Source organism: Haemophilus sp. HMSC61B11 (assembly GCF_001838615.1).
Classification (GTDB): domain Bacteria; phylum Pseudomonadota; class Gammaproteobacteria; order Enterobacterales; family Pasteurellaceae; genus Haemophilus_D; species Haemophilus_D parainfluenzae_AD.
This window is the reverse complement of the sequence record NZ_KV837971.1, coordinates 167,795-193,674: the sequence shown is the minus strand read 5'-3', so window position 1 is coordinate 193,674 and position 25,880 is coordinate 167,795. Positions and strand designations below refer to the sequence as shown.

At 38.4% G+C, this 25,880-nt stretch carries 24 protein-coding genes and 1 pseudogene; 9 read left to right on the top strand and 16 right to left on the bottom strand.

The window, feature by feature from the left end; all coding sequences use genetic code 11:
• Positions 1-20 precede the first annotated feature (20 nt).
• The 4 genes from HMPREF3263_RS05130 to HMPREF3263_RS05115 form a co-directional block, all read right to left on the bottom strand.
• The gene (locus HMPREF3263_RS05130; RefSeq protein ID WP_070853057.1) at positions 21-686 is read right to left on the bottom strand and encodes a DUF484 family protein; all 666 of its coding nucleotides are present in this window, start codon (positions 684-686) and stop codon (positions 21-23) included.
• Positions 687-750: 64 nt separating this feature from the next.
• Complete coding sequence (purA, locus tag HMPREF3263_RS05125; RefSeq protein ID WP_070853056.1) at positions 751-2,049, bottom strand: adenylosuccinate synthase; 1,299 nt, start codon at positions 2,047-2,049, stop codon at positions 751-753.
• A 129-nt stretch (positions 2,050-2,178) separates the two neighbouring features.
• On the bottom strand, positions 2,179-3,531 hold the full coding sequence (lysC, locus tag HMPREF3263_RS05120) for a lysine-sensitive aspartokinase 3 (protein ID WP_005698544.1): 1,353 nt from the start codon (positions 3,529-3,531) through the stop codon (positions 2,179-2,181).
• 167 nt (positions 3,532-3,698) lie between these two features.
• The gene (locus HMPREF3263_RS05115) at positions 3,699-4,400 is read right to left on the bottom strand and encodes a SanA/YdcF family protein (protein ID WP_083327592.1); all 702 of its coding nucleotides are present in this window, start codon (positions 4,398-4,400) and stop codon (positions 3,699-3,701) included.
• Positions 4,401-4,557: 157 nt separating this feature from the next.
• Here HMPREF3263_RS05115 and HMPREF3263_RS05110 point away from each other — a divergent pair, with 157 nt between their 5' ends.
• Positions 4,558-5,643 (top strand): homoserine O-acetyltransferase MetX, encoded by a 1,086-nt coding sequence (locus HMPREF3263_RS05110; RefSeq protein ID WP_005698566.1) that lies wholly within the window; start codon positions 4,558-4,560, stop codon positions 5,641-5,643.
• A gap of 40 nt (positions 5,644-5,683) precedes the next feature.
• Here HMPREF3263_RS05110 and HMPREF3263_RS05105 read toward each other — a convergent pair whose 3' ends face one another.
• A complete protein-coding gene (locus HMPREF3263_RS05105) occupies positions 5,684-6,238 on the bottom strand; it encodes a nitroreductase family protein (protein ID WP_005695888.1) in 555 nt (184 codons plus the stop codon).
• Between the two features lie 110 nt (positions 6,239-6,348).
• Between HMPREF3263_RS05105 and sppA the strand changes: the two genes are divergently transcribed.
• Complete coding sequence (sppA, locus tag HMPREF3263_RS05100; protein WP_005698471.1) at positions 6,349-8,211, top strand: signal peptide peptidase SppA; 1,863 nt, start codon at positions 6,349-6,351, stop codon at positions 8,209-8,211.
• 61 nt (positions 8,212-8,272) lie between these two features.
• Here the strand turns inward: sppA and HMPREF3263_RS05095 are convergent, their stop codons facing one another.
• The 6 genes and pseudogenes from HMPREF3263_RS05095 to HMPREF3263_RS05070 form a co-directional block, all read right to left on the bottom strand.
• Positions 8,273-9,205, bottom strand: coding sequence for a bile acid:sodium symporter family protein (locus HMPREF3263_RS05095; protein ID WP_005698577.1), 933 nt, complete (start codon positions 9,203-9,205; stop codon positions 8,273-8,275).
• Positions 9,206-9,300: 95 nt separating this feature from the next.
• Positions 9,301-10,104 carry a peptide ABC transporter ATP-binding protein gene (locus HMPREF3263_RS05090; RefSeq protein WP_005698532.1) on the bottom strand — a complete coding sequence of 268 codons (804 nt, stop codon included), beginning with the start codon at positions 10,102-10,104 and terminating at the stop codon, positions 9,301-9,303.
• A pseudogene (locus HMPREF3263_RS05085) lies at positions 10,104-11,158 on the bottom strand (oligopeptide/dipeptide ABC transporter ATP-binding protein). Before HMPREF3263_RS05085 ends, HMPREF3263_RS05090 begins: the two are co-directional and overlap by 1 nt.
• 3 nt (positions 11,159-11,161) lie before the next feature.
• On the bottom strand, positions 11,162-12,049 hold the full coding sequence (locus tag HMPREF3263_RS05080; RefSeq protein WP_070853054.1) for an ABC transporter permease subunit: 888 nt from the start codon (positions 12,047-12,049) through the stop codon (positions 11,162-11,164).
• Positions 12,039-13,004: an ABC transporter permease gene (locus tag HMPREF3263_RS05075; protein ID WP_070853053.1), complete on the bottom strand. Its 966-nt coding sequence runs from the start codon at positions 13,002-13,004 to the stop codon at positions 12,039-12,041. The genes HMPREF3263_RS05080 and HMPREF3263_RS05075 overlap by 11 nt, the downstream gene beginning before the upstream one ends.
• Complete coding sequence (locus tag HMPREF3263_RS05070) at positions 13,004-14,704, bottom strand: ABC transporter substrate-binding protein (RefSeq protein WP_070853052.1); 1,701 nt, start codon at positions 14,702-14,704, stop codon at positions 13,004-13,006. The genes HMPREF3263_RS05075 and HMPREF3263_RS05070 overlap by 1 nt, the downstream gene beginning before the upstream one ends.
• 88 nt (positions 14,705-14,792) lie before the next feature.
• On the opposite strand from HMPREF3263_RS05070, the gene HMPREF3263_RS05065 reads away from it, so the two are divergent.
• On the top strand, positions 14,793-16,202 hold the full coding sequence (locus tag HMPREF3263_RS05065) for a YcjX family GTP-binding protein (RefSeq protein WP_070853051.1): 1,410 nt from the start codon (positions 14,793-14,795) through the stop codon (positions 16,200-16,202).
• A 109-nt stretch (positions 16,203-16,311) separates the two neighbouring features.
• On the top strand, positions 16,312-16,872 hold the full coding sequence (gene sodC / locus HMPREF3263_RS05060; RefSeq protein WP_005695896.1) for a superoxide dismutase family protein: 561 nt from the start codon (positions 16,312-16,314) through the stop codon (positions 16,870-16,872).
• Between the two features lie 62 nt (positions 16,873-16,934).
• Here sodC and HMPREF3263_RS05055 read toward each other — a convergent pair whose 3' ends face one another.
• The 3 genes from HMPREF3263_RS05055 to HMPREF3263_RS05045 are packed head-to-tail and all read right to left on the bottom strand — an operon-like array spanning position 16,935 to position 18,666.
• Positions 16,935-17,213, bottom strand: coding sequence for a heavy-metal-associated domain-containing protein (locus HMPREF3263_RS05055; protein WP_005698512.1), 279 nt, complete (start codon positions 17,211-17,213; stop codon positions 16,935-16,937).
• 9 nt (positions 17,214-17,222) lie between these two features.
• Positions 17,223-17,585, bottom strand: coding sequence for a mercuric transporter MerT family protein (locus HMPREF3263_RS05050; protein ID WP_005698515.1), 363 nt, complete (start codon positions 17,583-17,585; stop codon positions 17,223-17,225).
• On the bottom strand, positions 17,560-18,666 hold the full coding sequence (locus HMPREF3263_RS05045; protein ID WP_005698549.1) for a transglutaminase-like domain-containing protein: 1,107 nt from the start codon (positions 18,664-18,666) through the stop codon (positions 17,560-17,562). Before HMPREF3263_RS05045 ends, HMPREF3263_RS05050 begins: the two co-directional genes overlap by 26 nt.
• A gap of 177 nt (positions 18,667-18,843) precedes the next feature.
• Here HMPREF3263_RS05045 and HMPREF3263_RS05040 point away from each other — a divergent pair, with 177 nt between their 5' ends.
• Positions 18,844-19,911 carry a TIGR01620 family protein gene (locus HMPREF3263_RS05040; protein WP_005698523.1) on the top strand — a complete coding sequence of 356 codons (1,068 nt, stop codon included), beginning with the start codon at positions 18,844-18,846 and terminating at the stop codon, positions 19,909-19,911.
• 49 nt (positions 19,912-19,960) lie between these two features.
• On the opposite strand, the gene prfB is transcribed toward HMPREF3263_RS05040, so the two are convergent.
• Positions 19,961-21,059 (bottom strand): peptide chain release factor 2 gene (prfB, locus tag HMPREF3263_RS10595; protein ID WP_100207855.1). Its coding sequence is split into 2 segments (ribosomal slippage): positions 19,961-20,983 and positions 20,985-21,059, totalling 1,098 coding nucleotides; the frame shifts between segments, so codons are not numbered across the junction.
• A gap of 141 nt (positions 21,060-21,200) precedes the next feature.
• Positions 21,201-21,671, bottom strand: coding sequence for a hypothetical protein (locus tag HMPREF3263_RS05035; RefSeq protein WP_005698570.1), 471 nt, complete (start codon positions 21,669-21,671; stop codon positions 21,201-21,203).
• A 196-nt stretch (positions 21,672-21,867) separates the two neighbouring features.
• On the opposite strand from HMPREF3263_RS05035, the gene dsbC reads away from it, so the two are divergent.
• From dsbC to HMPREF3263_RS05015, 4 genes are all read left to right on the top strand, one after another.
• Positions 21,868-22,554, top strand: a complete 687-nt coding sequence (dsbC, locus tag HMPREF3263_RS05030) for a bifunctional protein-disulfide isomerase/oxidoreductase DsbC (protein ID WP_005698484.1) — start codon at positions 21,868-21,870, stop codon at positions 22,552-22,554.
• A 102-nt stretch (positions 22,555-22,656) separates the two neighbouring features.
• Positions 22,657-24,384 carry a single-stranded-DNA-specific exonuclease RecJ gene (gene recJ, locus HMPREF3263_RS05025; protein ID WP_005698483.1) on the top strand — a complete coding sequence of 576 codons (1,728 nt, stop codon included), beginning with the start codon at positions 22,657-22,659 and terminating at the stop codon, positions 24,382-24,384.
• A 38-nt stretch (positions 24,385-24,422) separates the two neighbouring features.
• Positions 24,423-25,094 carry a thiol:disulfide interchange protein DsbA/DsbL gene (locus HMPREF3263_RS05020; RefSeq protein ID WP_005698582.1) on the top strand — a complete coding sequence of 224 codons (672 nt, stop codon included), beginning with the start codon at positions 24,423-24,425 and terminating at the stop codon, positions 25,092-25,094.
• Positions 25,094-25,783, top strand: coding sequence for a 5'-methylthioadenosine/adenosylhomocysteine nucleosidase (locus HMPREF3263_RS05015; protein ID WP_005698486.1), 690 nt, complete (start codon positions 25,094-25,096; stop codon positions 25,781-25,783). The genes HMPREF3263_RS05020 and HMPREF3263_RS05015 overlap by 1 nt, the downstream gene beginning before the upstream one ends.
• The last annotated feature ends 97 nt before the right edge of the window (positions 25,784-25,880 follow it).

The window sequence follows — 25,880 nt, the reverse complement described above, 5'->3', positions numbered from 1 at the left end:
TTAATTGATATTAGTAACCTTTAAATCCATCTTCCCAAATGCAATTCTACAATATCAACTAAATGTCGAAGGAATGTGGTGTCTTGATCGTTATGGAAACGGTCAGTGTCTCGAGATTTGAAGAGTAAAAGTGCGGTTGGTTTTTGAGAGGTTCCACCTAAACGGCAAATCGCCACAGAGCCGATAGGGAGCTCTTCAGGAAGGAACATCAGGGCTTTTTCTTTATTGGAGAGATCGCCTAAATAGAATTGGCGTAAGCCCATACGCTCTAAGCGAATGAGTTCAAAGGCTTTTCTGTCTAACCAATGTTGTTCAGGAATAGTGCTATTTTTTTTCCAGCTGTCTGTAAAAAGTAAGATTTTGGCACCTTCTAGCTCATAACCTTTTGCCCAGTCATCTAACTTTTCATTGATGACGATAAAGTCTTCTGTTTGAAATAGTTTTTTCTGCAAAGGCAGAAGAGCAAAGAAGATATCCGCTTCTTGATGAGCAAGCAGATGAAATTTTTCGAGGAGTTGAGTAAGCGTTTTGATTTGTTCTCGTTGCTGAGCAAGTTGTGCTTCGACTAATGAAATTGTCCCTTCTTCATGGCTATGTGGAATGGTAAGCTGTTGAAGTAGCTCAGGACGATGGATAAAAAAATCAGGGTGATTTTTTAGGTAGTCAGCAATATCTTGTTCAGTCATCAAAAACTCCTTAAAAAATAACCGCACTTGGCTGTGCCAAAGTGCGGTTTATTTTTATGCTATTTTAGGCTGTAAATGGATCGCGTAAAATCATTGTTTGAACACGATCTGGACCCGTTGAAAGGATAGCAACCGGTACGCCAGTTACTTCTTCGATACGTTTGATGTAATCACGGCAAGTTTGCGGTAATTTATTTACATCAGTCACTCCGAAGGTGTTTTCTTTCCAACCAGGCAAGGTTTCGTAAATAGGCTCTACGCCTTCCCAATCTTTCGCTGCTAATGGCGCATATTCAACGATTTCACCATTTGGCATTTTATAAGCCGTACAGATTTTCACTTCATCGAAACCATCTAATACGTCTAACTTGGTCATACAGAAACCAGAAATCGAGTTAAGTTGAATTGCACGACGAATCGCTACAGCATCAAACCAACCACAACGACGTGGACGACCGGTTACCGCACCAAATTCGTTACCTTTACGAGCAATTTCAGCACCAGTTTCATCGAATAATTCTGTGGTGAATGGACCGCCACCAACACGTGTACAGTATGCTTTGATGATACCTAACACATAGTCAAGGTTGCGAGGACCGAAACCAGAACCTGTTGCTACGCCACCTGCCGTGGTGTTAGAACTGGTCACATATGGATAGGTGCCGTGGTCGATATCAAGCATGGTACCTTGTGCACCTTCGAATAGGATGTTGTCGCCATTTTTACGAGCAGTATCTAAGATGGTTGTGATATCTGCCACCATGCCAGTAATAATATCGGCTACTGCGAACACGTCGTCTAATGTTTTTTGATAATCAACAGGTTCTACTTTGTAGTAGTTCACCAATTGGAAATTATAGTATTCAAGGATATTTTTTAATTTTTCAGCAAAGGCTTCACGATTGAATAAATCGCCCACGCGTAAACCACGACGAGCCACTTTATCTTCATAAGCTGGGCCGATACCACGACCGGTTGTACCAATAGCTTTTTTGCCTAATGCAGCTTCACGCGCGAGATCCATTGCAACGTGATAAGGTAGAATTAATGGACAAGCTTCTGAAATTAATAAACGTTCACGCACTTTGACGCCACGGTTTTCTAATTCGCCCATTTCCTGAATTAATGCGGCAGGAGAAAGCACCACGCCGTTACCGATTAAACAGGTCACGTTATCACGTAAAATACCTGATGGAATTAAGCGTAATACGGTTTTTTCACCATTAATAATTAACGTGTGGCCTGCGTTATGACCACCTTGGTAACGCACCACATATTTAACGCGATCTGTTAATAAATCAACGATCTTGCCTTTCCCTTCATCGCCCCACTGAGCGCCAAGAACAACAACACTTTTTCCCATAATTTCCGCCTTAAGTTTGCGTAAGTTTATAAATCAGACAAACGATTACTTTACTCTTTTTTAGCCGTAATCTCAAATTTTAAACGTAAAAAAGTGCGGTTATTTTTAACCGCACTTTTAGTAAATTTTTTATTCAAACAACGATTTATGTAATGAACGAACCACGTCATCTGCTTTGTCGCTCATCGCGAGCATACAAATGTTATTGGTGCTTGCACCATAACTAATCATGCGGATGTTATAGCCTTCAAGGGTGTCAAAAATACGTTTCGCCACACCTGAAGCAAGGTGTAAATCATTTCCAATTAATGCGACAAGAGATAAGCCTGTATCAACTTTCACAGTGCAGTATTGACTTAATTCTTCTAATAATTCCGGAGAAAGTAATTCTACACCAGATGACGCTGAGCCAGTTTTATCTAAGGTTAATGCAATGCTTACCTCAGAGGTTGTGATCGTATCGACTGAAATTTTATATTTCGCTAAGATAGTGAATACATTCGCCAGGAAGCCCTGTGCATGTAGCATACTGAGACTTGAAAGCGTTAGTAGGGTTTGATCGCGACGTAATGCAATTGCACGGAATGTTGGGCGAGGTTGCGGATCTCGTGTTACCCAAGTACCACCAGCTTCAGGTGCTTTACTTGAACCCACATAAACAGGGATATTACTACGAACGGCAGGAAGCAATGTCGCAGGGTGTAATACTTTCGCCCCAAAGGTTGCCATTTCGGCTGCTTCAGCAAAGCTCATTGTATCAATACGTTGTGCATTTGGTACGACACGTGGATCGGTCGTATAAATACCTGCCACATCAGTCCAAATTAAGACATCTTTTGCGTTTAATACTTCAGCTAAAAGTGCAGCAGAGTAGTCACTACCACCACGGCCTAAAGTAGTCGTTTTACCGCTTGGTTCACGACCGATAAAGCCTTGAGTGATAACTAATTCACCTCGATCGATTAATGGTTTTAATAAATTATCGCAGTTCGCTTGAGTTTGTGAATCATCTGGTGCGGCTTTACCAAAGTTATCATTAGTTGCCACTAAAGTACGTACATCAACCCAGGTTGCAGATGTCTGTAATTCTCTTAATACTTCAATGAAAATTTGCGTTGATATCATTTCACCATGACTAATGAGCTCATCAGTTAAAGCAAGTGATGTCGCAAGGCTAGCGGCTTCAGAAAGTGCGGTAATATTTTCTAAGTATTTTTCAATGACAGGGCGAACACGGCTGTCGTCTTTTAATTCATTTAAAATATTTTCTTGAATTTGGCGGACTTCACCAATTAATTTTGCGCGTTCTTCAGCTTCTACGCCATTGGCTAAGGCAACTAATAAGTTTGTTACACCAGCAGAGGCAGAAAGCACGACAACGCGAGTATTAGGATCTGCAATAACGATTTTGGCACAAGCTTGCATAGCGGAATAGTTTGCGACAGACGTACCGCCAAATTTTGCTACCGATAAATGAGACATAAGATAATCCTCTAAAAATGAAAAAGTAAGATGTTGTGTTTTATGATAGCTATTAGAAATAGCGATTTAAGTAAAAATTGTCAAATAAATATGATAAAAAATCGTATAAAAATCTTTTTATTTAGATCTTTTTTGATTAAATAGGGTAAAAATTAAAGAATAGTTAACTATTCAGCAGGTATTGGTAGCGGTTCTGGTGTGCCGAGAAAGTAGGGTTTTACTCCGATAATTAAGTCTAATACGGCTTTCACGCGAGCAAACATTTCGCGGACACGTGTCCCAAAATAAACTTCTGGCTGTTTTGCGGTGAAACAAATGGCATCAATATCGTAATGTTTAGCAATAAGCAGCGCGCGTTCACAATGGAATTTTTGACTGATGATCGTAAAGGAAGGAACTTGGAAAACTTTATTTGCTCGCACAACAGAGTCTAAAGTGCGGAATCCTGCAAAATCTTTAAACATGACGCTTTCAGACACGCCCATTTTACGTAGATCCAAAAACATGGTACGTGGTTCGTTGTATTGAATCGTGCGGTTATCGCCACTTAGCAGTAAATAATCGACTTTATCTTGATCGATTAAGCGTTTTGATGCCTCTAAGCGATAGTCATAATATTTATTGGTTTTTCCTTTGGTGACATATTTAGACGTGCCTAGTACCAATGCGTAATGGCGATGAGGAAGTATTTCGACGTCTTCATATACGCGATCCTGTACGTAGAAACTTACGGCACGATCAATTATGAAACAACTTATTAATGCAACCAAAGAGAACCCCAAGACATAGCTAAGGAGCTTTTTTAAAGGAAGGCGTAACGAAGCTAAGAGTGCGGTCATTTTTGATAGCATTTGAGAGAGTAGTTGCATCTAACCAACATACTTAAAAATTAAAGTAAGTTCAAGTGCAATTTATCTAGGAAATGGATAGAATGAAATTTGGCCGTCTAAACGGCTAAAATTTCTTGACAAAAAAAATAAGCTGTTGATAATTGGCGAATCACCAATTTAAAAGGTTATTATTTCAATGGCTGTGCAAAATGCCGTGCTTTTTCAAGACAATCCCCTCCAATTAACATTGGGTGGGCAGCTTTCGCCTATTAATGTCGCATATCAAACTTACGGCACTTTAAATGCAGATAAAAGCAATGCTGTATTGATTTGTCATGCCTTAACAGGAGATGCCGAACCTTATTTTGATGAACCGAATAAAGATGGTTGGTGGCAAAATTTTATGGGGGATGGCCTTGCATTTGACACATCTAAATATTTTTTCATTTGTTCAAATGTATTAGGCGGGTGTAAAGGAACAACGGGACCAAGCTCAATTAATCCCACTACAGGAAAACCTTACGGTAGCCAGTTCCCCAATATTATTGTTCAAGATATTATCAAAGTACAAAAAGCGTTACTTGACTATCTTGGCATTACGCATTTAAAAGCAATAGTGGGTGGCTCCTTTGGCGGTATGCAAGCTACACAATGGGCAATTGATTATCCAGATTTTATGGATAATATTGTGAATCTTTGTTCTTCTATCTTCTTTAGTGCAGAAGCCATAGGGTTTAATCATGTGATGCGTCAGGCTGTCATTAATGATCCCAATTTTAATAATGGCGATTATTATGAGGGGACACCGCCTAATCAAGGGCTTTCCATTGCTCGTATGTTGGGAATGTTAACTTATCGGACCGATGTACAGCTAGCCAAGGCATTTGGACGAGCGACTAAATCTGAAGGACAATTTTGGGGTGATCACTTTCAAGTGGAATCCTATTTGAGTTATCAAGGTAAAAAATTCTTAGAGCGTTTTGATGCCAACACCTATTTGTATTTATTGCGTGCGCTCGATCTGTATGATCCAAGCGTAGGGTATACAGATGTAAAAGAAGCCTTATCCCGAATTAAAGCCTGTTATACATTAGTTTCAGTGACAACAGATCAACTATTTAAATCCATTGATTTGCATAAAAGTAAACAGCTTTTAGAGCAAGCTGGCGTGGATTTAAGATTCTACGAATTCCCATCGGATTATGGTCACGATGCATTTTTAGTGGACTATACAGCGTTTGAAAATAAAATCCGAAGTGGATTAGAAGGCGAGTTTGAATAAGAACAATAGAAAAGGCGGAAATCTCCGCCTTTTTTGATCGTTATAGATGGGTCACGAAACGTGATAAATCTTTTGGTTTACAGTCTCTTTCTAATTTTTCAGCGGCCGTACCAATTTGTAATAAGGCAACGATCTTATCATTTTTGTCGCAACCAAACGCTTCACGTAATTCACGCCCTTCAACGAGAGGACCAGTTGCCCAAAAACTTTCAAAACCCAGTGCGTTGCCCGCAAGTTGAATCGCATAAGTTGCTGCACCTGCAGTAAGCATTTGTTCCCAACCTGGTACTTTTTTCACTTCATGATTAATTTTAGCAATTACCGCAATGACCATCGGTGCACGGCGTGCAAAATTCTCTGCTTTTTTTAATCGCTCTTCACCTAACTCAAATTCAGCTACTGCAGCTTTGAGCAAGCTTTCCAATTTACTTAAACCTGTGCCTTGAATTACCACGAAATGATAAGGCTCAAGCTTACCATGATCAGGTGCATGTAAAGCGGCTTGAAACATTTGTTCTAATTGTACTTGGCTAGGGGCTGGTGCCGTTAATTTTTTATTGGATTTACGTTGTGTTAAAAGAGTTAATGCATCCATAGTATTTTCCTTCTTCTAATTAAGTGCGGTTGATTATAGCATAGTTTTTCATGGGACTTTATGATAGGCTACGCACAATTTTTATTTCTATTTTAAAGGTTTAATTTCGCATGAATAACATCTTAAGCGTATTGAAATTTTGTTGTAAAGCGCTCAATTTTATCCGAAATCTTGTGATGAATTTTGTGTTTTTATTATTTGTTTTAGCGTTGATTTTTCTTGTCGGTCTTTTTGGGGATGGTAAGAAAAGCCAAGTCTTATCAGGTGATCAAGGTGCATTATATTTAAATTTAACGGGCTATCTTGCGGATAACACGGAAGATATGTTGAGTTGGGAAAAGGAACTCCAACGTTTAAATAATGAAAAAGTCTCTTATAAATATTCAACCTTTGACGTGGTGCAAAGTATTTTATCTGCGAAAGATGATGAACGAATTCGTGGTTTAGTGTTGAATTTAAATGACTTTGAAGGGGGGGATCTTCCATCATTAGAGTATGTAGGAAAGGCCATTCAAAGTTTTAAAGAATCAGAAAAGCCAGTTATTGCTTATGCTGACAATTACACACAGTCACAATATTTTCTTGCGAGTTTTGCGGATGAAATTTATCTCAATCCGATTGGACAAGTCGGTATTCAAGGTTTACGTCAGGAAAATCTTTACTTTAAATCCATGCTCGAAAAACTTGAAATCACACCTCATATTTTCCGTGTAGGGACTTATAAGTCCGCGGTAGAACCTTTCTTGCGTGATGATATGTCACCAGAAGCACGAGCGAATATGCAGAAATGGCTTGGGGGTATGTGGCAAAACTACATGCAAACGTTAATGGTTAATCGTCATATTACCGCTAATGATGTATTACCGAATGCACAAAAATATATTAGTGATTTAAAAGCGTTAAAGGGTGATGAAACGGCTTATGTGAAAAAACGTCAGTTAGTGACACATTTTGCGACAAGATTGGATTTAGATAAAAAATTGACCGCATTTTTTGGTCAAGATGCAGAGGGAAATACTAAATTATTAGATTTTGAAGATTATTTATCTGATTTAGGTGATCGTTTCTCTGTTGATCCAAATGAAAAAAATATTGTTGCGGTAGTGAATGTCGAAGGGACAATTATTGATGGGGAAAGTGATGAGGAATCAGCTGGTGGCGATACCATCGCGAAGTTATTGAGACAAGCCTACAATAACGAGAAAGTAAAGGCGGTTGTTCTCCGTGTTAACTCTCCTGGTGGTAGTGCTTTTGCATCTGAAATTATTCGCCAGGAAACTGAAAATCTTCAAAAAGCAGGCAAACCTGTTGTGGTATCCATGGGGGGGATGGCAGCCTCTGGTGGTTATTGGATTTCTTCAACTGCTGACTATATCGTGGCAGATAAAAATACGATTACGGGTTCAATCGGGATTTTTGCATTATTCCCAACCTTTGAAAATACAATCAAAAAAATGGGAATGAGTACCGATGGCGTATCGACAACGGATCTCGCGGAAACGTCAGCTTTAAGTCCATTGGGTAAAAATACTCAGGATATTTACCAACTTAGTATTGAAAATGGTTATGATCGTTTCTTAGATGTGGTAAGCCGTGGTCGTCAATTATCAAAAGATAAAGTAGATAAAATTGCTCAAGGCCAAGTTTGGTTAGGGCAAGATGCACATAAAAATGGTTTGGTGGATGAATTAGGCGATATAGATGTAGCCATTGAGAAAGCTGGTGCCCTAGTAAACCAAAATCCAGATAAATATATGGATAGCTTTAGTGTGCAATGGTTAGTTGATGAAGATGATAGCTTCTTAGCAAAATTAGATCACAAGCTTAAGCAAAAAGGGCAAGTATTATTGACAAATTGGTTGGGATTGCCACAGGAAGTACATCAAGTGAAAAAACAACTGAATGTGTTAACCAAATTTAATGATCCAAAAGGGCAGTATTTGTATTGTTTAAATTGTGGTTCGGTTAAGTAAAACAGTAAAATATAAAAAGGGCGGAATGTAATTTCCGCCCTTATTTTTTTACCCAAATAGCTTATTTTTCATTTTTGATATTAGAGAAAATATTCGCCAAAATTGGACCCGATACATTGTGCCAAAAACTGAATAAAGCGCTTGGTACTGCAGCAATTGGGTTAAAATGTGCAGCAGCCAGTGCAGCACCTAAAGCAGAGTTTTGCATCCCCACTTCAATTGCCACCGCTTTACTATCCGCCGTATTAAGTTTGAATAATTTTGCCGCAAAGTAACCAATTAAATAGCCTAAGCAGTTATGTAAAACTACCACGCTGAAAATTAATAGGCCTGATTCTATGATTTTATCTTTGCTTACTGCCACTACAGCTGCCAAGATTACGACGATAGAAATAACAGAGACTAATGGCATAGTTTGGCTAGCTTGTTCCACTTGCTTTTTGAAAAGTGCATGAACGACTAAACCTAAGAAAATTGGGAATAATACCATTTGTAATACAGACATAAACATCGCGCCCGCATTAATATCTAACCATTGGCTTGCTAATACATAGAAAATAGCAGGCGTTAATATTGGCGAAAGTAAGGTTGAGATTGTCGTACAAGCGACAGAAAGCGCGGTGTTACCTTTTGCTAAGTAAGTCATTACGTTTGATGAAGTCCCCCCCGGGCAAGACCCCACAAGAATCACTCCCACCGCTAAATCAGCCGGTAAATCAAAGGCTTTTGCTAATCCAAAGGCAATAGCCGGCATAATAATAAATTGCCCTGCTACACCAATGAATACTGATTTAGGGTGTTTAGCCACTTCAGTGAAATCAGCAAAAGTTAAGGTAATTCCCATACCAAACATCACCAAACCTAAAAGGTAAGGAATGCATGGTGCAAAAATTTTGAATTGCTCAGGGAAGATAAAGGCGAGAAGAGCAAAAACAATCGCCCATAATGCGAAAGTTTTGCTCATAAAGTTAGTGAGTTTTAATAACGCTTGCATAATTGCTTTCCTGTTTTGTTAAAAAGAGTGAAAAGAGCGGTCAATTTTAAAGACGTTTTTTTGAGATGTCTATGCCTAACTTATTTTAAAGAGAATTAGGAAGTCGTTGTTTGCCAAGCATTTTCATCAAGCAATTGACCAAAATGGCTTTCTACAAGTAGGCGAGTAATATTGTTTTGAGGATTAGAAAAGATCTCTCTTGGTTTACCAGATTCGATAATTTCACCATCATCCATCACCAAAACTTGATCTGCAATATGTTTGATAATGCCTAAATTTTGTCCAATATAAATATAGGAAATGCCTAAATGTTCTTGTAAATCTAAAATCAGATTAAGCAATTGAATACGCACAGAGGCATCTAATGTACTCAATGCATCATCAATAATAATGATCTCGGGTTGAAGAATCAGTGCACGAGCCAAGGCGATCCGTTGTTTTTGACTGACAGATAAATGCTTGATTTTAAGATTTGTATAATCAGGATAAAGTCCGACTAATGAAAGCGTTTCAAAGATTTTTTCATTACGCGTTTCTTCATCCCAATCGGTAATTAATCGTAGTGGTGCATCTAAGGCTTGCCCAATATTTAAGCGAGGGTTAAACGCTGAATTCGCATCTTGGAAAACCATTCGAATATGCTGTGCACGATAGTGAAAATCTTCAAATTGTAATGGTAAACCATTAAATAAGATTTTCCCTGATGTAGGAGGGGTAATTCCTGCAATCATTTTCACTAATGTTGATTTACCCGAACCATTTTTACCGATAATCGCAAGGGTTTCTTTACGGTTAAGTGTAAAGCTGACGTCTTTTACCGCATAAAATTGCTCTGAGCCCAAAAGTTTGGTGGGTTCATCAAAGGTTTTACTGAGATTTTCCACTTGTAATAATGGCATTATTCGTTTCCTTTTGAGTCGGTATTGAGCGTAAGCGGTGAAGTTTCAATTTTATCTTTAAACTGCCGTTCTCGAAGATTAATCGGATGATGGCAGGAAAACTCATGCTGTTTAATACGATATCGGCTTGGCTTTTGAATGCATTCCCGTTGCGCAAAAGGGCATCGAGGTCCTAAACGACAACCAATCGGCATTTGTTCTAAAATCGGCACTGTGCCTTCTAGTGTGCCTAATTTGCTTTTAAAACCTAAGGGGTGACTAAAATCCGGCACAGAATAAAGTAATGCTTGCGTATAAGGATGGTGAGGCATATCCAATATTTGGTCAGTCGGTCCTGATTCCGTATTTGCCCACAATAAAGGACGGAAATGCTATCACACCATTCACTGATACTTTTAAGATCATTACTCGCTAATAAAATTGTCGTTCCTTGGTTTTGGTTCATACTTGAAAGCAAGCGGAAAATCTGCAAAGCCGTAATGGATTCCAACGAATTAGTGGGTTCATCCGCAATTAAGAGACGAGGTTGATTCGCCACCGCTATCGCAATCATCACTTTTTGGCCTTCACCTTCAGTGATCTCAGTAGGATAACTTGCCATAATGTCTTGGTGATTTTTAATCCCTACACGGTGTAGTAACTCAATTGCACGGCGCTTTTTCCAGCCAAACCATTGCCACCAGCGACCTTTAAAGGTCCAGTTGGGAATACTTTGGATAAGCTGCTTACCAATTTTTCGGCTTGGATCAAGGCAGCTTAATGGGTTTTGGAAGATCATTGAAATTTCTTTTCCAACGATTTTTCGACGTTGATTCGGTGTCAGTTTAAGCAATTCAACATCATTAAAACGAAAACGATCAGCCGTGACAATCCAGTTATCTTTAATGGAATTACTGATTACTTTAGCGATTAAACTTTTACCGGAACCTGATTCACCAACAAGTCCTAGAATTTCCCCTTCATTAAGTGAAAGATTGACGCCGTCCACAATTTTCATGCGACCGTTTGGTGTTTGAATTTCAATATTTAGATTGCGAATATCTAACAGCGCCATGGGTTACTCGTAATATTTATTGATTGCTTTACACAATCCGTTAGTAAAAATAATGCTTAATAAAATGGTAAAAATAATAGCAAAACCGGGTAATAAAACCGTCCAAGGGGCAAGATAAATTAACTCCAATGAATCTTTAATCATTGCACCCCATTCTGGCATTGGACGTTGTGCACCAAGAGAAATAAAGCTGAGCGCTGTAATATCTAAAATAGCGACCACAAATGCACGAGAAATTTCTTGCGTATAGACGATACTAATATTTGGTAAGATTGTGGTTTTTAATAATTCCCAGTTTGAAATACCATCTAATTTCAGCAAGAGGACGTAGTCTTTCTTTAGCTCTTGCTGAATTGCTTGATAAATGGCATGTACAAAATACGGCAAAATAGCCAACATAGTGGCAAACATAGCATTCATTAAGCTAGGTTCCATTAGCGTAGAAATGATAATGGCAATCAGCAAAATGGGGATAGATAAAAACGCATCAAAAAAATGACCTAAAAAACGAGATTTAATTCCTTCAGACATGCCAGCAAGAATACCTAATGCTCCACCCATAGTCGCCACAGCAATGACCACTAAAAGAGAGGAACCGAGAGTATATTGTGTCCCCATAATTAATCGACTGAGTACATCACGACCAAGATCATCCGTACCAAAGAAAAAGGCGATGCGCCCTTTTTCTACCCAAGATGGTGGCATGAGTTCTTCTCCGACGAATTCCATGTTTTCGCTATAAGGCATAATAAGTTTCGGGAAAAGTGCGGTCAAAATCAGGAGGCAAAATAAATAGAAGCTAAATAATGCCACACGATTCTGACGGAAAAGCAACCAAATCTGAAAGAAGGAGGTGCTTTCACGAAATTCATCAGGTTCTCTATCTTGCATACCAGCCCTTCTTATTAAATGGATCTAATACAAACATGAGCAACTTGGCGAACGTATCAATAATAATGATACAAATACCAATTACTACCACGCCAGCAGAAATACTGTTGTAATCTTGTTGGGTTACGGCATCAATCAACCAACGTCCAATTCCCGGCCAGCCTAATACCGTCTCAACCAACATACATTGCGTTAATACTAAGGTAAATACACGCGTAAGTTGTGGAATTAATAACGGAAAAGTATTGCGGAAAACATAACGTCTTAAAATCGTCCATTTTGACCAGCCACGCGTTGCTGCCGCTTTAGCATATTCTTGTTGAAGTAAATAATCAGCTCGTTGCTGAATAATGCGGATAAATTCCATTGTTGGCAGAATACAAAGCACTGATGTAGGTAAGGCTAAATGCTGTAAAACATTTTGCACAATTTTAGTTCGGTAAGGAATATCGACAAACCACATATCAATAATAGGGAAGCCCGTGATGGGTTTGATTTCATAGAGTAAATTGTATTGCCCAATAGCGGCGATCTCCCAGCTTTGAATCGCTGCTACGTAAAGCAAAATCGGCGCAAACCAGAAAATCGGAATAGACAAACCAACATTGGATATACTCTGCAATGTACGTGAAAAAACACGTTGATTATAAACCGCACTTAATACGCCGAGAGGAATACCTAAGATACAAGCCAATAAAAGTGCGGTAAAACAGAGTTCTAATGTAGGGGGTAATACCGTAAAAATTAAATCTTTTAACGATTCTCCACCGTTATAGGTAATCCCTAAATCGCCCTGTAACAATGATGTAAGGTAATGATAATAGGCACTATAAATGTTATTTGTGACAAGATCGGCATTGAGCGGTTCCCGCATTAAAATAACGAAACTCAATACAGACAGAATAAACAATAAAATAGTTACCCAAACCATATGGCGAATTACTGAAAAGAACATTATTTTTTCTCCTTATTTTTCATGAAATATAAGGTAGAAAAATTGATGCTACCAAATGGGGTCATTTCAATTCCTTTTACATTACCACGTGCGACTAAAAGTCGTTTTACGTTTGCAATTGGCACAATAGGTAATTCGTTTAAAATGAGCTCTTGCGCATTGTTATACGCTTTAGACCGTTCATATAAATGATTGGTGGATAGTGCGCGATCCATCATCTTATCGAATTCAGGGTTACACCAATTGGATAGATTAGTGATTTCCTTTTGTGTATCACAACTTAAAATCGGACGCATAAAACCGTCAGGATCAAGGTTTCCAGCAAGCCAACCCGTTAAGATTAAATCGTAATCTTCCGTGCCTTTGCGTAATTGTTCGATTAAAAACGTGCGTGTTACTGACCGCACTTTAACATCCACTCCCGCTTTGGCTAAATCCCATTTGATGAGCTCCGCCATTTTAATTGGTGCAGGGTTATATACTTGTTCTTCGTTTATTACCCACATCTTTAACGCGAGTTTTTTATCACGTAATGTTTTTTCCGCTTCTGAGGGTTGATAATCATAAGGAAAATCAGGCGTATTAATTGCAGAAGCCCAAGAAATCTCAGGAATAATGTTATTCGCCACCGTTGCTGTGTTGTGGTAAATATTTCGCACAATTCTAAAACGGTTTAAGCTTTGTGAAATGGCTTGGCGAATGGTTTTATCCTGCATTAATGGCTTTTGAAAATTGAAAGCCAAATAGGCCAAGTTCATTCCATCTGTAGATTGCAGATAATAACGGTCGTCCTTTTCACTTAATAAACCGAGTTGGCTGACTTCAGGATAAGACGCGATTTGACATTCATTATTAAAGAATTTAATTAAACGCCCTGTACGATCCGCCGAAAGATCCACAATAATATTTTTGATTTTGGCTTCTTTTTTCCAATAATCCTCATTGCGTACCAAGCGAACATATTGGTTATAAACGTAATCTTTCACTTGATAAGGCCCCGTACCAACAGGGTGTGTGTCCAATTGGGTGAGGTTATCATCGGCACTTAATTGGTACGCATATTCTTGCGAGAAAATAATAGAATATTGACTGGCAAGATGCGACAGAATTGAGGCATCGGGTTCAAACAGCTCAATCTTGACCTGATAAGGATTCGTTGCCGTGATACTTTTAATTTTTTGATTCAGCTTAATACTTTCAAAATACGGAAAGTGAACCTTTTTGGCTTGCTCGTGGAAGATTCTATATTGTGGATTTTTATAAGTTACCACATCATCTGAAAGTGTCGGCAGATAAGTATCATGCCCTAAAACACGATTAATCGAAAAGACTACATCTTCTGCATTAAAGTCACGAGTTGGTGTAAACCAAGGGGTACGATGGAATTTCACCCCTTTACGAAGATTAATGAGAATTTGTTTACCATCAGATGAAAGAGAATAGGATTGTGCTAACACCGGAACAAGCGCTGCACTATGATCTTTAATATCAAATAGTTTGTTATAAATTTGCTCCGTCACCACATTCATACTGGTGCCGGCGTCTGCAGTTTGCGGGTTAAAGGAAAAACCCGATGCATTCGTGCAGTATGTTAAGCCGTTTTCTGTCAGCATTTTGGGTATGCTTGGCGCGGCTTGTGCCAGATTAATTTGGCTCAACCCACACAATAAAAAACAAAAAGTGACATTTCGACGTAACATAGCTTTATTATTAAAGACCGTTTTGTGATAAATTGAGTGAATTGTAAAATATCTTGGCAAAAATGGCTAGTTATTGGATTTTTAGGATATGTTTAAATCAATTAATCGGGAAATTAATCAAATAATCAATCGTGGATTTGACCGCACTTTACGTTTAGCTGTGACAGGGCTAAGTCGAAGCGGTAAAACAGCCTTTATTACGAGCTTGATTAATCAATTGTTACATATTAATCAAGAGGGAAATGCACATCTTCCTTTATTTGAGGCTGCTCGAAATCAATCTATTTTAGCGATAAAACGTGTTCCTCAGCAGGATTTAAGTATTCCACGTTTTGATTATGAAGCGAATCTCAATGATTTAATGAATAATCCTCCACAATGGTGCCAATCTACTCGAGGCGTGAGTGAAACACGCCTTGCTATTCGTTTTGAGCGCCAATCAGGCTTGCTTCGCCATTTTAAAGAACGTGGCACATTATATTTAGATATTTTTGATTATCCTGGTGAATGGCTATTGGATTTACCTTTGCTAAATCTAGACTTGCAACAATGGTCACTTGAACAAGCCAAAATTACATTGGATATTCGCCAACAGTTTGCACAAGATTGGTTGGATAAACTGAAAAAGCTCGACCTAAGTGCGGTCGTCAATGAAGATGTTTTAGCGCAGATTGCAAAATCTTATACCGATTATTTACTTGCCTGCAAAGCTGAAGGAATGCAATTTATTCAACCTGGCCGATTTGTCTTACCTGGAGAATTAGAAGGTGCACCGGTATTACAATTTTTCCCATTATTGCATTTGTCGGAAGAACAATGGTTAAAACTGAAAAAAGAAGCGAAATCTAATAGCTATTTTGCCGTGTTGAATAAGCGATATGATTATTATCGTAATAAGGTGGTGAAAGGCTTTTATGAAAATTATTTTTCTACTTTTGATCGCCAAGTGATTTTAGCCGATTGCTTAACGCCACTAAATCATAGCCAACAAGCTTTTATCGATATGCAAACAGGGCTTAATCAGCTTTTCAAAAATTTCCATTATGGGAAGCGCAATTTACTTAATCGCTTGTTTTCCCCAAATATTGATAAGCTCATGTTTGTGGCAACAAAAGCTGATCATATCACGACAGATCAAATTCAAAACTTAATTAGCCTTATGCGTCAATTGGTGCAAGAGGGCGGTCGTCATGTTGAATTTGAAGGAATTGATACAGAATACACAGCCATTGCTGCGATTCGAGCGACGAAACAGGTTTTAGTTAATCAAAACGGTAAACAAATTAAAGCTATTCAAGGTGTGCGTTCTGTAGATAAGCAACTGATTACGCTTTATCCAGGGTCTGTACCAAGTAAACTACCTAGTGCAGAGTTCTGGTCAAAACAATCTTTTGATTTCGATTCCTTCGAACCTCAAGTTTTACAACAAGGTGAAAGCATCCCGCATTTAAGAATGGATGCCGTCTTACAGTTTTTATTGGCGGATAGGTTTGATTGATAGAAAAATCAAATAAATTTAATTGTCAAATTCTTAATATAAACCACTATTTTTTTATTGGTATTTAGGTAGAATTAATTTGAGTCTTTCTAAAGTAAAGGAGCTTATAATGAAAATGAAAACTCTCTTAGCATTAGCAATCAGCGGAATTTGTGCTGCTGGCGTGGCAAATGCACATGACCATATGGCAAAACCAGCAGGTCCTTCAATCGAAGTAAAAGTACAACAATTAGATCCTGCAAATGGTAACAAGGATGTAGGGACTGTAACTATTACTGAATCAAATTATGGTTTAGTGTTTACACCAAATCTACAAGGTTTAGCTGAAGGTTTACATGGTTTCCACATTCATGAAAATCCAAGCTGTGATCCAAAAGAAAAAGACGGTAAATTAACAGCAGGTTTAGCAGCTGGCGGTCACTGGGATCCTAAAGGCGCAAAACAACATGGTTACCCATGGCAAGATGATGCTCACTTAGGTGACTTACCGGCTTTAACTGTATTACATGATGGTACAGCAACTAACCCTGTTTTAGCGCCACGTCTTAAAAAATTAGATGAAGTTCGTGGCCATTCTATTATGATTCACGCAGGTGGCGATAACCACTCAGATCATCCAGCTCCACTTGGCGGTGGCGGCCCACGTATGGCATGTGGCGTGATTAAATAAGTCGATTATCGAAAGATAAAAAAGTGCGGTCAAAATTGACCGCATTTTTATTTTTTATCACGTTACTTAATCACTTCCGCCGTATATTCCAATTTATGAATCGCATTAATCAATTGCTCATCAGAAACTTTTGGATCTTCCACAACACTCACAGTTCTATCTTTAATGGAGGCTTTAGTGGAAATCACGCCATCAATATTGCGTAACTCTTTATTTACTAAATAAGCACAAAGCTGGCAGTTCATTTCATTCACTTTTAGCACAACTTGCTTTGTTTCTTCCGCCTGAGCGATAGAGAAGGTGAATAATGAAAGTAAAAGTGCGGTCGTTAATTTCTTCATTTTTTGTTCCTAGTTAGCCAGTTCTAAAATCCACGGTAAAATGGTTGGATAAGTTAAGAAAAAGAGCATGACGATAAATACAATCCAATACAAAACAATGAGCTTTTTACGGGAAATGTATTTGCTGCAAATGATTTTTTTGGAAAACATTAACAACCAAAAACCGTAGGCAAAGGCGCATAATGAAACGATAAGCATCGGAATGCGTAAATAATCATATTGACCCAAGCCAATCAACCATGTGGATGACACGCCAAATACTAAATAGATTAAAGGCGCAATACAACACAATGTTGAAGCCACCGCAGCACTTAGCGCGGTGGCAATCGCAACCCAAAAAGATTTATTAGAGCTTTTTAGAGATGTAGTCATATTTAAATTCTTTCGGGTCAAAGGAATTTAACGGGTCACCACCGACTTCGGCATACGGATAGCCAAAGTTATTGAGTGGAGCAAGTTCTGGTTGCGGATATAAATCGAAGTCACGCGCATGGTTAAAGCCAACCCAGTTTGCTTCCCAGTTACCGAATAAGTATTTGGCAACAGCTTGTGTATCCTGATCATCAACAGATTTTTTCTCCGCTAAACGCATTTTTGCCACGTCGGCAGAATCAACAGGCACCCAGCCGAATCCAGCAAGATAGAATTCAGCACGACAATGCTGACCACCGCTTACGTTTGCTACGCCATGTTCGTCCGCACTACCGAATGCACCTTTGGAATATTTGCCCATTTTATCTGCCGCACCTAAACGAATACCGAAAATTTCACGAGCAGGAATACCGCTGGCACGAGCAAGTGCAACGAAAACGGAGTTAATATCAGTACATTTACCTTTTAACACACCCGTGGTTAGAATTTTTTCTACATTACCATCGCCACAGCCTAAAACAGAATTGTCACGTTCCATATTATTGACAATCCATTGGTGAATCAACTCAGCTTTTTTCAATGGATTAGTTTCAGTACCCACAATTTTATCAGCGAACTGTTTCACTATACCATCAGTTTTAATATGTTGAGTCGGTTTTAAATATTCTTGTACATCAACAGAATACTGAACATCTTTTGGTGGCTTGTAATTCGTTAATGCACCTTTAACCATTGGCTCACGATCTTTGGTTTCGATCACCATTGTGATTTTTAAATCGCGTTTTTGTGCATCTTTATCCCAAGTCGCAAAGAGCGTTTTCGCACCATATTTGTTGTTTTCTGTCACATAGGCATCCAAATAGTTACCTTCAAAATGGATAGATTTTACCTGTTGATACTCGCCATTAAACGGTAAAGGCACCCACAGATTCGCTTGTCCTTGCGAACCTTTTGGCGCAACTAAATCATAAGTTTGAGTGAATTCATACAGATGAGAATCGGTATTGTAGTTTGGAATGTCGGTATTGGCATAAGCCATAGAACATGCGGAGAGCACCGCAGTGGCGATAAATTTCTTCATGAAAAGATCCTTCTTAGTTAACAGTTAAAACTTAACACATTAGATAAACTAATTGTGGACATGACTATAGTAGCTCATTTTATTTTCTAGTCAATATTGCTTTTTTATTTCAGCCATTTAAGATTTGCTAAAGAAATTTGAAGTAAAATACCGTTTCTATTTTTATTGGAAAGAATAATGACAAAACAAATTTTCACACAATCTCAACAACCCGAAGAGGAAGAAATTCTGCCTAAGCAGGAATTTTATAATGTTGAAACAACTATCGATAATGAACCTTTAGAAGGGGAGTTGTTGGACGAGCAATTTGAGCAAATTGTGAAGCCTAAATCCAGTGGTTGGAAAACAGCGTTGAAATTGACCGCACTTTTATTTTTAGGTGCGACGGTTGCGCAATCTGTTCAATGGATTTGGGACAGTTATCAAAACCAACAATGGATTTACCTTGCTTTTGCCTTGGTAAGTTTTGTGGTAGTGCTGTTTGGTTTATCTGAAATCATCGCAGAATGGCGACGTTTGGTGAAACTCAAAAAGCGTTTGAATTTACAAGAACAAAGTCAGCGATTAATTGGTGAAAGTGCGGTTAAAAATCATCAAGTTTTTTCTGAACAGGATAGCGAGAAAGGAAAAGCCTTGTGTTTATCGATTGCTGATACCTTAAAATTGGATTCTCAACATCCCTCTATTGTTCAATGGGAAAAACAGCTGAATGAAAGTTATTCTGCTCGTGAAGTCACCCATTTGTTTAGTAAAACTGTGTTACAGTCTTTTGATAAAAAAGCGAAAAAACTGATTACGAAAATGTCGGCAGAATCCGCGGTGATTGTGGCAATTAGTCCTTTAGCTGTGATTGATATGTTTTTTATTGCGTGGCGCAATATTCGTTTAATCAATAAAATTGTAGCGATTTATGGGATTGAGCTTGGGTATTTTACCCGTCTTCGTTTGCTCAGAATGGTATTGGTGAATCTTGCTTTTGCGGGTGCAACTGAAATCGTGCAAGATTTAGGGATGGATTGGCTTTCGCAAGATATTACCGCGAAACTTTCTGCACGAGCAGCGCAGGGGATTGGCGTGGGATTGTTGACGGCTAGATTGGGCATTAAAGCTATGGAGTTTTGTCGCCCACTGGCGTTTGATAAAGCAGAAAAACCAAAGCTTTCTCATATTCAAAAAGAATTGCTGACAGTGATGAAGGATACAGTGCTAGGCAAGAATAAACTGAAAGAAAAAGAAGAGGTGTAATAAAAAAGTGCGGTTAAAATTGACCGCACTTTTTTGTATCAAGATATGATTAAAGTCCTGCCTTCAAGCTTGCTTCAATAAATCGATCAAGATCGCCATCCAGTACAGCTTGTGTATTACGATTTTCAACGCCTGTGCGGAGATCCTTAATACGTGCATCATCTAACACATAAGAACGAATTTGGCTACCCCAGCCGATATCAGATTTATTATCCTCCATCGCTTGTTTGTCCGCATTTTTCTTTTGTAACTCAAGCTCATACAATTTTGCTTTTAACTGCTTCATGGCTTGATCTTTATTTTTGTGTTGAGAACGATCGTTTTGACATTGCACAACAATTCCACTTGGCATGTGAGTAATACGCACCGCACTTTCAGTTTTATTGACGTGCTGACCACCCGCACCTGATGCTCGATAAACGTCAATACGTAAATCAGCCGGATTGATTTCAATATCAATATCGTCATCAATTTCAGGATAAACAAAAGCTGCTGCAAATGATGTATGACGACGGTTATTGGAGTCGAATGGACTTTTGCGCACTAAACGATGAATACCGGTTTCTGTGCGTAACCAACCGAAAGCATATTCTCCACTGACACGAATTGTCGCTGATTTTAAACCCGCCACATCGCCATCAGAGACTTCCATTAATTCTGTTTTAAAGCCTTTGCTTTCAGCCCAGCGAAGGTACATACGAAGTAACATTTCCGTCCAGTCTTGTGCTTCTGTACCGCCTGATCCCGCTTGTAAATCGACATAACAATCGCATGCATCATGTTCACCACTAAACATGCGTCGGAATTCTAATTTGGCAAGTTGTTGTTCAAGTTCGTCTAATTCAGCAACGGCTTCACTGAAGGTTTCTTCATCTTCCGCCTCAACGGCTAATTCAAGAAGACCTTCAACATCCTCTAAACCTTGTTCTAAGTTTTTGATGGTATCAACTACTTGTTCAAGTGAAACGCGTTCTTTACCAAGCGCTTGGGCTTTTTCAGGTTCGTTCCATACATCAGGTTGTTCTAATTCGGCATTGACTTCTTCTAAACGCTCAACTTTGGCATCGAAGTCAAAGATACCCCCGAAGCACGGAGGTGCGCTCGGAAAGGTCGGCAATTTTGTTTTTGATTGGATTAATTTCAAACATAATGACTAATTGAGCTTTTAAGTTAAATTAAAAATGAAATTATAAAGGAACTACAGAGGATTGGGTAGATTATTGAGCAATAAAAAACCTTATTTATTTTTAGAATAAATAAGGTTCTTAATATAATTAAAAAGGATGAAATTATTCCTCTGCAGGGAATTTTTCTTCTAATTGATCTGCTAATTTGTCAATAGCATCGTCTTTTGCGTTTGCTTTTGCGACAGCTTCAGGAACTTTACCTGCATTGTCAGCAGATGGTGATTTGACTTGAGATAAAATTAGTTGAGCCACTTCTTTTTCAGCATCTACATATTCTTTATACATAGAAACAAGTGGTGAAACTTCTTCACTTTTAATGCCTAATGCTTCTAATTCGGCTACATGTTCTGCTGCTTTTTTATCAAATTCTGCAACAGCAGTTTCAGTTGCGGCCACATTGCTACTTGAAGAGGCTGTAGCAATTGCATCAAAACTTGCTTCAAGTTTTTGGCCAGCTGTTTCTTCCCACGCTTTAAATTTTTTCACTTCTTCAGCTTGTTGAGATGCAGCAAATGCATTAATAGAGCTGAAGGTTAATGCTGCAATAGCTGTGATTTTCAATAAGTTTTTCATTGAGATATCCTCTTTGAGTAGAATTAAAAATTGTACCAGAATGGGTACATTTGGTATTGTAATAAAGTATAGTTATTTGATCAAGTATTTAGTTGATCTTTTTGGTATGCTATTTAGAAAAAATAACAGTTTTGCATAAATCATCAATTACTTTATAATTCAGGCTCATTTTCATAATAAATTAGGAACAACGAGTATGAATAAATTACTGACCGCACTTTTAGTTATGGTTTCGGTTAACGCAATGGCAGATAATGCTACGATTAAATCAAAATTGCAGGCATTAGGTGCGAAAAATATAGAAGTAAAAGATTCGCCTGTAAAAGGCCTTAAAACTGCTGTGACAGATCAAGGTATTTTATATGTGAGTGAAAATGGTCAATATGTTTTGCAAGGTAAAATGTATGAATTAACGAATAAAGGTCCTGTTGATGTAGCGAGTAAATTTCTAGCGGATAAAGTGAACGCATTAAAAAATGAAATGATTGTTTATCCGGCAAAAAATGAAAAACATGTTGTGACAGTATTCATGGATATCACTTGCCATTATTGTCATTTACTCCATCAACAAATAAAAGAGTATAATGATTTAGGTATTACTATTCGTTATTTGGCATTTCCTCGAGCAGGAATGAATGAAACTGCTCGCCAAATGGAAGCAATTTGGACGGCAAAAGATCCTGTATTTGCATTGAACGAAGCAGAAAAAGGTAACTTACCGAAAGAATTGAAAACACCTAACATTATGAAAAAACATTATGATTTAGGTGTACAACTTGGTGTGAAAGGTACGCCAAGTATTGTGACATCAACAGGTGAAATGCTTGGTGGATATTTAAAACCTCAAGATTTATTAGCTGTATTACAAGAATCAGCACAATAATTGTTAGTAGTGAGGGCGTATGATATACGCCCTTAAAATATTCATATCATGAAAGCGCATATCGAATGTTCCTTTAGTGGTCATTTAAAATAACGAAATACCGTGAAAAAACTCATCAAACGTCGTGAAATTCCAGCCGGAAATCCTGTTTCAGATAATGCATTACTCGATCGTCTCTATCGTTCTCGCCATATTAAAAACAGCCAAGAATTAGACCGAACTTTGCAATCAATGCTGAATCCCAATCAATTATATGGTATTCAACAAGCCGTGGATTTATTGGTTGATGCTTATCAACAGCAACAAAAGATTGTTATAGTAGGTGATTTTGATGCTGATGGGGCAACGAGTACGGCACTTTCAGTATTAGCTTTGCGTATGCTTGGCTTTACTGATGTGGAATATCTTGTGCCGAATCGTTTTGAGCAAGGCTATGGTTTGAGTATGCCTGTTGCTGAAATGGCAATGGAAAAAGGCGTGCAGTTATTGATGACAGTAGATAACGGGGTATCATCCTTTGAGGGCGTAGCATATTTAAAAGAGCAGGGCGTGAAGGTGCTGATTACCGATCACCACTTGCCACCAGAAATACTGCCGAATGCTGATGCTATTGTTAATCCAAATTTGCAACAATGTGATTTCCCCTCAAAATGTTTAGCCGGTGTGGGCGTGGCGTTTTATTTAATGCTCGCTTTACGAGCCAAATTTCGCGAGTTAGGTATCTTTACGGCTGAAACACAGCCTAATTTTACTGAATTACTGGATTTAGTCGCGCTCGGCACAATTGCGGATGTTGTTCCCCTTGATCAAAATAACCGTATTTTAGCCCATCAAGGGTTGATGCGAATTCGTGCAAAGCGTTGTCGACCAGGAATTATTGCTCTCGCTGAAGTGGCTAATCGAGAAGTCGAAAAACTTAGTTCGGCTGATTTGGGCTTTGCGATAGCACCCCGTTTAAATGCTGCAGGGCGATTAGATAATATGTCTGTTGGTGTGGAGTTATTACTTGCAGAAAGCATGCAAGAGGCAAGAGAACAAGCTTTGGATTTGGACAGCTTAAATCAGGCTAGAAAAGAAATTGAACAAGGCATGAAGCTCGAGGCTTTAGAAATTTGCCGCAATCTCACCGCACTTTCCGATGAATTACCGGTGGGAATAACCTTATTTCAGAAAGATTGGCATCAAGGTGTATTAGGCATTGTAGCTTCTCGTATTAAAGAGCAATACCATCGACCAGTCATTGCTTTTGCACAAGATCAAGAAGGTATTATAAAAGGTTCTGCACGTTCAATTGAAGGCTTGCATATGCGCGATGTATTAGAACGCATCCATTCTCAACATCCGGATATGATTTTAAAATTTGGTGGTCATGCTATGGCAGCAGGATTAAGCATTAAAGAAAGCTTTTTCCCTGATTTTCAAAAGATTTTTAATCAAACGGTACAAGATTGGTTAAATGAAGATCAATTACAAGGAGTGATTTGGACGGATGGCGAACTTCAAGCAAATGAATTTAGTATTGAAACGGCAGAAGTGATAAAATCTGGTGGACCTTGGGGTCAAGCTTTTCCTGAGCCTGTTTTTGATGGTGAATTTAAAATTTTTGAGCAACGTACTATTGGGCAAAATCAAAATCATTTAAAAATGCTTGTTGAGCCTAGAAATGGCGGTCCATTATTAGATGCCATTGCGTTTAATATTGATACTCGGTATTATCCCGATTTGTCTATTAAACAGGCAAAATTTGCTTATAAATTAGAAATTAATGAGTTTCGAGGAAATCGAAACGTCCAATTATTAGTCGATTATATTGAGCCAGTTAGTTTATGAAAAAATTTTGGCAGAATACATTTAAAGGATCATTTGCAATGATGTTGCTGAGCGTGACAAATGTCGCATCCGGTGAAGTCAATGCGAAGGATTTTTCCGCCAAAAATTCACCACACTTACCGCCTGCAAATGTGACACAGTTTGAAGACGGTAGAGATTATTTTTCATATCAAGAACCTATTGAGCAGATTAGAAGAAGTGATAGTAGAATTCCTATCCAATTTTTCTTTGATTACGACTGTCGGGTTTGTTCTTCAGCTCAAGATATCTTGCAACTTTATAGCCAAATTCGCCCTAATAAGGTGGAATTAGAAGAATATCCTGTCGCCACGAATGAGGCTAGATTTTCAGCGACAATATTCTATACATTACAGCGTTTAAAAGTGGGCGAGTTATCGGATACGCTGTTATTTGAAACTTCTGAAAAGGCGCGTTATACCGAATTATCTACATTAGATAAGATGCGTGAATGGGTAATCTCGCAAGGAATTAGTAAAGTTGAATTTAACAAAGTTGTGCATTCTTCAGAAGTGAAAAAGGATGTAAGTAACGCTATTAATTTGACGGAAGAATATGGTGTTTTTACTTTTCCTTATGTAGTTATAGGTGGGAAATATGTTCTCACCGCAAGTACGCTGTATAACGATGATTATGGAGTGGCAGTATTAGATTTCTTAGTGAATAAACTCGAACAAGAAAGGAAAAATTAATGAAAATCGGGATTGTTGGTGCAATGGCACAAGAAGTGGAGATTTTATCCCAATTAATGACAGATAAAAAAGAGACAAAAGTTGCAAGTGCGGTCATTTTTGAAGGCAAAATTAATGGCAAAGAGATCGCGTTATTGCAATCTGGGATTGGTAAAGTCGCGGCAGCTATTGGTACCACAGCTTTATTACAATTGGCTAAACCGGATGTGGTTTTAAATACGGGCTCAGCGGGTGGTGTTGCGAAAGGCTTAAAAGTGGGGGATATCGTTATTTCAGATGAAGCCCGATATCACGATGCCGATGTGACAGCTTTTGGCTATGAAAAAGGTCAATTACCTGCAAATCCAGCTGCTTTTCTTTCAGATAAACAATTAGCAGATTTAGCCGATGAAATTGCCCAATCACAAGGACAAAATGTAAAACGCGGTTTAATTTGCTCTGGTGATAGTTTTATTAATAGCGAAGAAAAAATTGCTCAAATTAAAGTTGATTTCCCAAATGTGACTGCAGTAGAAATGGAAGCCACGGCGATTGCGCAAGTTTGTCATGCCTTTAACGTACCTTTTGTGGTCGTTCGGGCAATTTCGGATGCAGGCGATGGCGAAGCGAGTATGTCTTTTGAAGAGTTCTTACCGTTAGCTGCAAAACAGTCTTCGGCATTAGTATTAGGGATGATAGACAGACTGTAGTAATAATCTTTTAATAAGATAATAAATTCTAAAATTGAATCATAAACATTATTTAAAAAGGCATAGTTAATTGACTATGCCTTTTTATATAAACCCA